This is a genomic window from Vibrio sp. R12-SW3-ISO1, assembly GCF_059834005.1.
In genome coordinates this window covers 153,693-162,007 of the sequence record NZ_JCBDGK010000041.1, presented here as the reverse complement: position 1 = coordinate 162,007, position 8,315 = coordinate 153,693, and the positions used below count along the sequence as shown (strand labels likewise).

Genomic DNA, 8,315 nt, shown 5'->3' with positions numbered 1-8,315 from the left:
CACAACCAAGCGAGAGGTGTGGTATTTGCTGCAAGTGCTGCTCTAGTCGCCAGCGCTGAGTTAGCCCCTGAAACCGAGTCGAAGCAAGGAAGTGAGGCTATGCCTAGTGTTGACACCAACAGTCTTGAGCAACTCAAAGCCTGGTACCTAAAATCTTCCACCGAAGAGCGCAAAGCTTTCCGCCGCTGGATGATTGATCAGGAGTAAGTTCCTAGTGTCTAGTTCCTAGTTCCTAGATTTTGGGTTTTAGGAACTAGGATTTAGTTTGAGTTTTAAAACACACCTCTTTCTCTAGCGCGTTCTCTACTGCTATCACCAACTTCTCAATATGCTCAGGTTCGCTGATAAACGGCGGCATCATATAGATTAGACGTCCGAATGGGCGTATCCAGACACCTTGCGCAACAAAATGCGCTTGGATGTTTTCCATATCCACAGTGGTTGTCGTCTCTACCACACCAATCGCGCCGAGCCAGCGCACGTCTTTGACCTTTTTATGTTTTTTTAGTCTCGGTAGTAGTGAGGCAAACTGACGTTCGATGCCCGCAACTTGTGTTTGCCATTCGCCCTTTTTTAACAACGCCATACTGGCACTCGCGACGGCGCAGGCGAGGGGGTTGCCCATAAAAGTAGGGCCGTGCATAAAGCAGCCCGCTTCGCCCGAGCAGACGGTATCAGCAACGTGGCGAGTGGTGAGCGTGGCCGATAACGTCATGTACCCTCCGGTAAGCGCTTTGCCGACACAGAGGATGTCTGGCTGAACCTCGGCGTGTTCGCAGGCAAACAGCTTGCCTGTACGGCCAAATCCTGTGGCGATTTCATCCAATATCAGCAGTACGCCATAGTCGTCACACAGTTGGCGTACGCCTTTTAGAAATTCTGGGTGATAAATGCGCATGCCTCCCGCACCTTGCACTATGGGCTCAAGAATGACCGCCGCTATCTCTTGATGATGATTAGTGAGTTGGTGACGAAAATCGTCCAGATCACTGGGTTGCCACGTTTGCCAGAAGCCCGTTTGAGGCGAGCGAGCAAAAATATGCTCAGGAAGAAAGCCTTTATACAGTGAATGCATTGAGTTGTCAGGATCGGTTACCGACATTGCCGCAAAGGTATCGCCATGGTAGCCATCTCGAAGGGTGAGAAACTTTGAGCGTGGCTCACCTTTCGCATGCCAATATTGCAGCGCCATTTTTAGGCTGACTTCGACTGCCACCGAACCAGAATCAGCAAGAAACACCTGTTCAAGATTATCCGGTGCGAGCTCAAGCAGCGCTTGACACAAGGTGATCGCCGGTTGATGGGTGATGCCACCAAACATCACATGAGAGAGGGTGTCAATTTGTTCATGGGCGGCGCGGTTTAACACAGGGTGATTGTAGCCATGAATCGCAGCCCACCAAGACGACATGCCATCGACTAGATGTTCTCCGCTCTCTAATTCAAGATAGATACCCTTTGCGCTACGAACAGGATAGCAGGTCAGAGGTGTGAGAGTAGAAGTGTACGGATGCCAGATATGGCGGCGATCAAAGGCGAGATCCATCAAAGTCCCTTAATAAATTAAAGTTCAAATATTAAGCAGATGTAAACCTGCGTGTTTTTATTGTGTTGACAGTGCGTATGGTGTCAGTAGACTGACGAGAAATCAATCCAATAATAAAAAGGAAAGCAGGTGGAAGTACGTCATAACTGGACTGTCGAGCAAGTCCGTGCGCTCATGGAAAAGCCATTCATGGACTTAGTCTTTGAAGCGCAAACCGTCCATCGCCACTATCAGCAGGCCAATCATGTGCAGGTGAGTACCCTGCTGTCGATCAAAACCGGCGCTTGCCCGGAAGATTGCAAATATTGTCCGCAAAGTGCACGTTACCAAACTGACATCGAAAAAGAGCGATTGATGGAAGTCGAGCGGGTACTCGATGCTGCGCAAAAAGCGAAAAACGCGGGTTCTACACGTTTCTGTATGGGCGCCGCATGGAAGAACCCCAAACAGCGTGACATGCCTCATCTCACCGAGATGGTCAAAGGCGTCAAAGAGATGGGGCTTGAGACCTGTATGACTCTGGGCATGTTGACGGCCGATCAGGCGAAGGAGCTCTCACAGGCTGGTCTTGACTACTACAACCACAACTTAGATACCTCGCCAGAGTTCTACGGCAACATCATTACCACTCGCACTTATCAAGATAGACTGGATACTCTGTCACACGTGCGTGACGCAGGCATGAAGATTTGCTCCGGTGGCATTATTGGCATGGGTGAGAGCGCCAATGACCGAGCGGGCTTACTGGTTGAACTGGCTAATCTGCCGACACACCCTGAGAGTGTGCCGATTAATATGCTCGTTAAGGTCAAAGGGACCCCACTGGAAGAGGTCGAGGACGTCGAACCGTTTGATTTCATCCGCTTAATTGCCATTGCGCGCATTATGATGCCGCGCTCTGCAGTACGCCTCTCTGCTGGACGTGAAAATATGAACGAGCAGATGCAAGCACTGTGCTTTATGGCCGGGGCCAACTCGGTGTTTTATGGTTGCAAACTGCTGACTACGCCAAACCCATCCGAAGACAAAGATATGCTGCTGTTCAAAAAGCTGGGCATTAACAGTCAACAGGTGTCGCAAAAGCCGGATGAAATAGAAGAGAACGATCTGCTGGATCGCGTTGTTGAACGTGTGGCAGCTCGCCCAGCCAAAGACGACCTGTTCTACGATGCCAGCGTTTGATTCTCGCGTGCGCGCTGCGCTGGCCGAGCGCCGCTCGCAGGGCTTACTGCGTCAGACACGCACTTTGCACGGTGGCAATCAGGTGGAGATTGCTGATAACGAGCGCCGATACTTGAATTTTTCCAGCAACGACTATCTTGGTCTTGCGACGAACGCCACTATTGGGCAAGCCTGGCAGCAAGGCATCACCGTCTATGGCAATGGCTCTGGCGCATCGCCATTGGTGACAGGTCATGGCGGCGCGCATCAAGCGCTGCGAGAGCGGCTGTGTGAATGGCTAGGCTATGAGAGAGCGGTGCTGTTCAGCTCCGGTTTTGCCGCTAATCAAGCGCTGCTATTGAGTTTACTTCAGCAAGACGATGTGCTGATTCAAGACAAGCTCAACCACGCATCCTTGATGGAAGCAGGGGTACTCTGTCCTGCGACCATGAAGCGCTTTAAACACAACGATATGGCGCATTTGCGTCAGGTATTGAACACCGTCGCTCCAGAGACTGCCACCCTTGTCGTCACCGAAGGTGTGTTTAGCATGGATGGCGATCTTGCGCCGCTTCAAGGGATCAGCGAGCTCACAGAGCAACAGGCATGGCTTGCGGTGGATGACGCCCACGGTATCGGCGTGCTCGGCGAAGGTGGACGCGGCAGCTGCCAACATGCGGGCATCAAACCACAGGTGTTGATTGTCACCTTTGGTAAAGCGTTTGGGCTCTCAGGTGCGGCGATTCTGTGTCATGACGAATTGGCCGATTACTTGACGCAATTTGCTCGCCATTATATCTACTCGACAGCCATGCCCGGGGCGCAAGCGGTCGCGCTGCATAAAGCGAGCGAGATCATTGAGCAGCAGCAGTGGCGAAGAGATAAGTTAGCTGAGTTGACGGCACTGTACGATCAACTTCTTAGTGACGAACCTGGATATGTGTCAACGCCGACACCCATCAAGCCTTGGCTCATTGGCGAGAGTGACGATGCGGTGGCCACCGCCTCACAGCTGAAACAGCAAGGTATATGGTTGACCGCCATTCGCCCGCCAACCGTACCCAAAGGCAGCGCGCGGCTACGCATTACTTTAACCGCCAATCATACCAAAACGCACATTCATCAGTTGGCCCAAGCCATCAAAGGCGCAAGAAAACCCACGGGACGAGGACACTCATGCACGCGGTAAAGACACCTTCCCCACATCCTCTTACACCGGTGAGCGTCAAAACAGTCAGCGATAAAGCAGTGAGCGATAAATCCGCGATTCGTGATGCGTTTAGCAAAGCATCCGCCACCTACGATGCCCATGCGGCTTTCCAGCGTGATGTGGGTGAGAGACTGCTTGCACGCATGCCCAGCGATTTGAGTGGTCAAGTCGTGCTGGATGTCGGTTGCGGGACGGGGTATTTCTCTTGGCAACTACAACAGCGCGGGGCTAAGGTGATCTGTCTTGATCTCTCTCCGGATATGTTGGACGCCGCTAAGACGCGCTGCGGTGACGTGAACATGCACTATCAATTGGGCGATGCCGAACAGTTGCCGCTGCAAGCGGGCAGTGTGGATTACGTGTTCTCAAGCTTGGCTTTGCAGTGGTGCGAGGACTTGGCTCTGCCACTTAAAGAAATGCGCCGCGTAGTGAAAAAGGGCGGTGAGATTGTATTTTCGACTTTGCTGGATGGATCGCTCGATGAGTTTAAAAGCGCATGGCGTAATATTGATTCATATCAACACGTTAACGATTTTATTACCGTCAATCAGTTAAAACTTGCGTTAGCGCAATCTGAATCACCCCACCATCATCTAGACTTGCCCGCTGTCACAGTGTGGTATGAGACTGCTTTTTCTCTAATGCGTGATTTAAAGGGCATTGGCGCAAACCATGTGAGCGGTCGCTCACCGGGACTCATGAGTCGCCAAACGCTTAGAAAGTTAGAGCAAGCGTACCAGGTATTTCAAAACCAAGAGGGGTTGTTACCCGCAACTTATCAGGTTTGTTTAGGGGTTATACATCGATGATTGATGCTTTTTTTATTGCTGGTACGGATACCGATGTAGGCAAAACGGTTGCTTCTAAAGCAATCCTCAACGCTTTAGCCGAGAAAGGAATGAAGACAATTGGCTACAAGCCGGTCGCGGCTGGAAGCGAACAGACAGAATTTGGACTGCGTAACTCAGACGCGCTCTATTTACAAAGCGCTGCAACGTTGGATGTCGCTTATGAAGACGTCAACCCGTATGCGCTAGCGCTACCTGCGTCACCACATATTGCGGCGCAGCGCGAAAATGTGACGATTGATTACGCGGTGCTGAGCGATAAGTTAGCGCAACACAAGCAAAATGCGCAGATGGTCCTTGTCGAAGGGGCGGGCGGCTGGCGCGTACCTGTGTCTGAGAGTGACTGTTTGTCGACTTGGGTCGTGCAAGAAAAGCTGCCGGTGGTACTGGTGGTGGGTATTAAGCTGGGCTGTTTGAGTCACGCTATGTTGACGTTAGATGCCATTAAAGCCGATGGTCTTGACGTCATCGGTTGGGTTGCAAACCGTGTCAATCCGGGCACAGAGCACTATCGTGACATCATTGAAATGCTTGAGAACAAGATTGACGCACCTAAAATCGGCGAGATTCCGTATGTGCCGAGCGTCAAACGCAAAGATTTGGCAAAATACATCAATGTTGAGCCGTTGATTGCTGATGCGACCTCACCTTTGTTAGAAGTGTGATCGGTTTTAGGCGATAACCGCACTGAAGAGACAAAAAGGGCAGCCGTGTGGCTGCCCTTTCTCGTTGCGTCTTTATCCGATGCGTTTATGTCGTTGCCGTTTACTGCTCTTCGTTTAGCCCCAGCATGGCTTGTTGCATTTCCATTGCGTGGTTCTGCGCTGATTGCCCCAAGGCTAATCCCAGTTGCTGTTTGGCCTCATCCTCAGACAATCCTAAGTGACAACGAAGCATATCAATAGCCATTTGATAGTTGTTAGTTTCAACCATGATGTCGTTCCCTTATCCATGGAAGTGAAAATCTGTTTGAAATCTACCATGAAACCAAGATGCAGCAATAAGACCAAAGTCTAATGGTGTTTGGTTAGTCTGTTGATTGATTCAAGATAGAGGCGAAAAAGTGCTGTGACATCAAATGTTTCAATTTGCCACTTAACGTTATTGAGAAAAGGAATACACTCTCTTTATCCCTGATAAATTGTGGTGTGTGTCATACTTAGCCTGAAATAATTCCTATCCTAGGTATTGATATTGAGTCAATGTGCCCACAATTCATCTACAACAGGTCATTCGTAACAGTTCATTCAGAACAGGCGATGGATCTGTTCACTGTCAGCTTTTGCGTGGAGAAGAGTAAATAATGAAGCGTGTCATGTTATTTCTAGCGACCAACTTAGCCGTTATCCTTGTGCTGAGTGTGGTGCTTAATATCGTTTATGCGACCACCGGTTTGCAGCCAGGTAGCCTATCGGGCTTGCTGGTGATGGCAGCGGTATTTGGTTTCGGCGGTTCGTTCATTTCTCTCTTGATGTCTAAGAGTATGGCGCTTCGCTCCGTGGGTGGTATGGTGATTGAGAGCCCACGTAACGAAACAGAGCACTGGCTGCTTGAAACCGTAAAGCGTCAATCTGACCAAGTGGGCATCGGTATGCCGACGGTGGCCATTTATGACGCTCCTGATATTAATGCTTTTGCGACAGGCGCTAAGCGTGATGACTCTCTGGTCGCGGTATCGACCGGTCTTTTGCACAACATGACCCGCGATGAAGCGGAAGCCGTGTTGGCACACGAAGTGAGCCACATTGCCAACGGTGATATGGTCACCATGACCTTGATGCAAGGTGTGGTGAATACCTTTGTGATCTTCTTGTCACGCTTTATTGCCAATATCGTCTCGTCGAACCGAGACGAGGAGGGAGGCAGTAGCATGATGGTCTACTTCGGCGTCTCTATGGTGTTGGAATTGGTGTTTGGTTTCCTCGCGAGCTTTATTACCATGTGGTACAGCCGTCACCGTGAGTTCCACGCCGATGCGGGTGCGGCGAATTTGGTTGGCAAACACAAGATGATTGCCGCACTTGAGCGCCTTAAAGTGAGCCACGAGTCTCAACTCGAAGGGTCGATGATGGCCTTTGGTATTAACGGTAAACGCTCAATGACCGAACTGTTAATGAGCCACCCTCCACTGGATAAGCGCATCGCCGCACTGCGCAACTCATAACGCTTATCTCGTCATAAAGACAACTTAATTGACTGAAAAGGCTTGGTTTATCACCAAGCCTTTTTTTGATCTTATTCGCTAATCAGACGTACAAGCTGGCAGTAGAAAGTTGTACAAAAAATAATTTGTACAACTTTTGATGTTCAACTAAGGTTATATAAGTTGTACATTAAATAAAAGTGTATAACTTGTATGAATGTAAGATGGAGGCGAAATGGACGTCCAGTCAGTCAGCAATATCTATCAGCAACTCGATAAGCATAATCTGGTGTTGCTTGAGCAGGTCTATCACCAAAATGTGGTATTTGAAGATGCCGCTCATCGAATGGAAGGCTGGCCTGAGCTCGAGCGTTACTTCCAGTCGCTTTATAGCAATGTCCAGCGCTGCGAGTTTGATATTCAGCACGCCCAACAAAGCGGCGATATGGGTTTTTTAACTTGGGTGATGACGTTGGAACACCCCAAATTGTCCAAAGGCAAGCCTGTTGCTGTCAATGGCGTGTCTCATCTTAAATTTGCCGATGGCAAAGTGATTTACCATCGCGACTATTTCGACCTCGGTGAAATGTTGTACGAGAACTTGCCTATTTTGGGTAGCGTCATTAAATCGATCAAACAGAGGCTCGGACAATGAAGAGCATTCTCATCACGGGGGCGACCTCTGGCATCGGCAAGCAGCTGGCGATGGATTACGCCCGCGACCATTGGCAGGTGATCGCTTGTGGTCGAAACGAGCAAGCGCTCGCAGAGCTGGCGCAGCAATTTGAGACGATAACGCCGCTGCGGTTTGATGTCACCGATCTCGCGCAGACCACTCAAGCCATCGAATCCCTCGAGAACACACCGGACGTATGGCTGCTCAGCGCCGGAGATTGTGAGTACATCGATGATGGTGTGATGGAAGCTGCTCTGTTCGAGCACATTTTTGCGATTAATGTGATGGGGGTGGTCAATCTTGTCACCGCCGCGCAATCGCGTTTTTCGCCAGGGCAACGTGTCGCGATTTTGGGCTCGATCGCCAGTGAAGTCGCCTTGCCAAGGGCAGAAGCTTATGGCGCCTCGAAAGCGGCGGTTAGCTATCTCGCCCGCACGCTGCAGCTGGATCTCAAGCCCAAAGGCGTTGATGTCACGATCATTTTTCCAGGCTTTGTCAAAACGCCGCTCACGGACAAAAACACGTTTGATATGCCGATGATGGTTTCGGTGCAATCGGCATCGGACTCAATTCGACGAGGTTTGGAAAAGGGGGTGTCGACGCTCTATTTCCCCAAACGATTCACCACGCTACTGCGCGTGTTTGGTGCGTTGCCTTATCGTTGGCAAACCGCGCTGGTCAGGCGACTACTTGGCTCGCGTTGAACGCATTCGCGGCATAGATAACAGGAT

10 protein-coding genes are annotated in these 8,315 nt (G+C 50.4%); 8 read left to right on the top strand and 2 right to left on the bottom strand.

Annotated features, from left to right (window positions below; genetic code table 11):
* Positions 1-207 (top strand): DUF2057 family protein (locus AC6R0R_RS12490; protein ID WP_500626927.1); only part of this gene is annotated, 207 nt, incomplete at its 5' end.
* A 46-nt stretch (positions 208-253) separates the two neighbouring features.
* Here the strand turns inward: AC6R0R_RS12490 and bioA are convergent.
* A complete protein-coding gene (gene bioA, locus AC6R0R_RS12485; protein ID WP_500626926.1) occupies positions 254-1,546 on the bottom strand; it encodes an adenosylmethionine--8-amino-7-oxononanoate transaminase in 1,293 nt (430 codons plus the stop codon).
* 129 nt (positions 1,547-1,675) lie between these two features.
* Here bioA and bioB point away from each other — a divergent pair, with 129 nt between their 5' ends.
* From bioB to bioD, 4 genes are read left to right on the top strand one after another with little or no spacing between them, the layout of a single operon-like run.
* Positions 1,676-2,728 (top strand): biotin synthase BioB, encoded by a 1,053-nt coding sequence (gene bioB / locus AC6R0R_RS12480; RefSeq protein WP_500626925.1) that lies wholly within the window; start codon positions 1,676-1,678, stop codon positions 2,726-2,728.
* On the top strand, positions 2,715-3,896 hold the full coding sequence (bioF, locus tag AC6R0R_RS12475) for an 8-amino-7-oxononanoate synthase (RefSeq protein ID WP_500626924.1): 1,182 nt from the start codon (positions 2,715-2,717) through the stop codon (positions 3,894-3,896). Before bioB ends, bioF begins: the two co-directional genes overlap by 14 nt.
* The gene (bioC, locus tag AC6R0R_RS12470) at positions 3,884-4,726 is read left to right on the top strand and encodes a malonyl-ACP O-methyltransferase BioC (RefSeq protein ID WP_500626923.1); all 843 of its coding nucleotides are present in this window, start codon (positions 3,884-3,886) and stop codon (positions 4,724-4,726) included. Before bioF ends, bioC begins: the two co-directional genes overlap by 13 nt.
* Positions 4,723-5,430 carry a dethiobiotin synthase gene (gene bioD / locus AC6R0R_RS12465; RefSeq protein ID WP_500626922.1) on the top strand — a complete coding sequence of 236 codons (708 nt, stop codon included), beginning with the start codon at positions 4,723-4,725 and terminating at the stop codon, positions 5,428-5,430. The genes bioC and bioD overlap by 4 nt, the downstream gene beginning before the upstream one ends.
* A 100-nt stretch (positions 5,431-5,530) precedes the next feature.
* On the opposite strand, the gene AC6R0R_RS12460 is transcribed toward bioD, so the two are convergent.
* Complete coding sequence (locus tag AC6R0R_RS12460) at positions 5,531-5,698, bottom strand: hypothetical protein (RefSeq protein ID WP_334550797.1); 168 nt, start codon at positions 5,696-5,698, stop codon at positions 5,531-5,533.
* Positions 5,699-6,068: 370 nt separating this feature from the next.
* On the opposite strand from AC6R0R_RS12460, the gene htpX reads away from it, so the two are divergent.
* The 3 genes from htpX to AC6R0R_RS12445 all read left to right on the top strand — a co-directional run bounded on the left by htpX (position 6,069) and on the right by AC6R0R_RS12445 (position 8,288).
* Entirely contained in the window at positions 6,069-6,929 is an 861-nt protein-coding gene (gene htpX, locus AC6R0R_RS12455; protein ID WP_500626921.1) for a protease HtpX, read from the top strand.
* A gap of 214 nt (positions 6,930-7,143) precedes the next feature.
* On the top strand, positions 7,144-7,563 hold the full coding sequence (locus AC6R0R_RS12450) for a nuclear transport factor 2 family protein (RefSeq protein WP_500626920.1): 420 nt from the start codon (positions 7,144-7,146) through the stop codon (positions 7,561-7,563).
* Positions 7,560-8,288, top strand: coding sequence for an SDR family NAD(P)-dependent oxidoreductase (locus tag AC6R0R_RS12445; RefSeq protein WP_500626919.1), 729 nt, complete (start codon positions 7,560-7,562; stop codon positions 8,286-8,288). Before AC6R0R_RS12450 ends, AC6R0R_RS12445 begins: the two co-directional genes overlap by 4 nt.
* Positions 8,289-8,315: the final 27 nt, after the last annotated feature.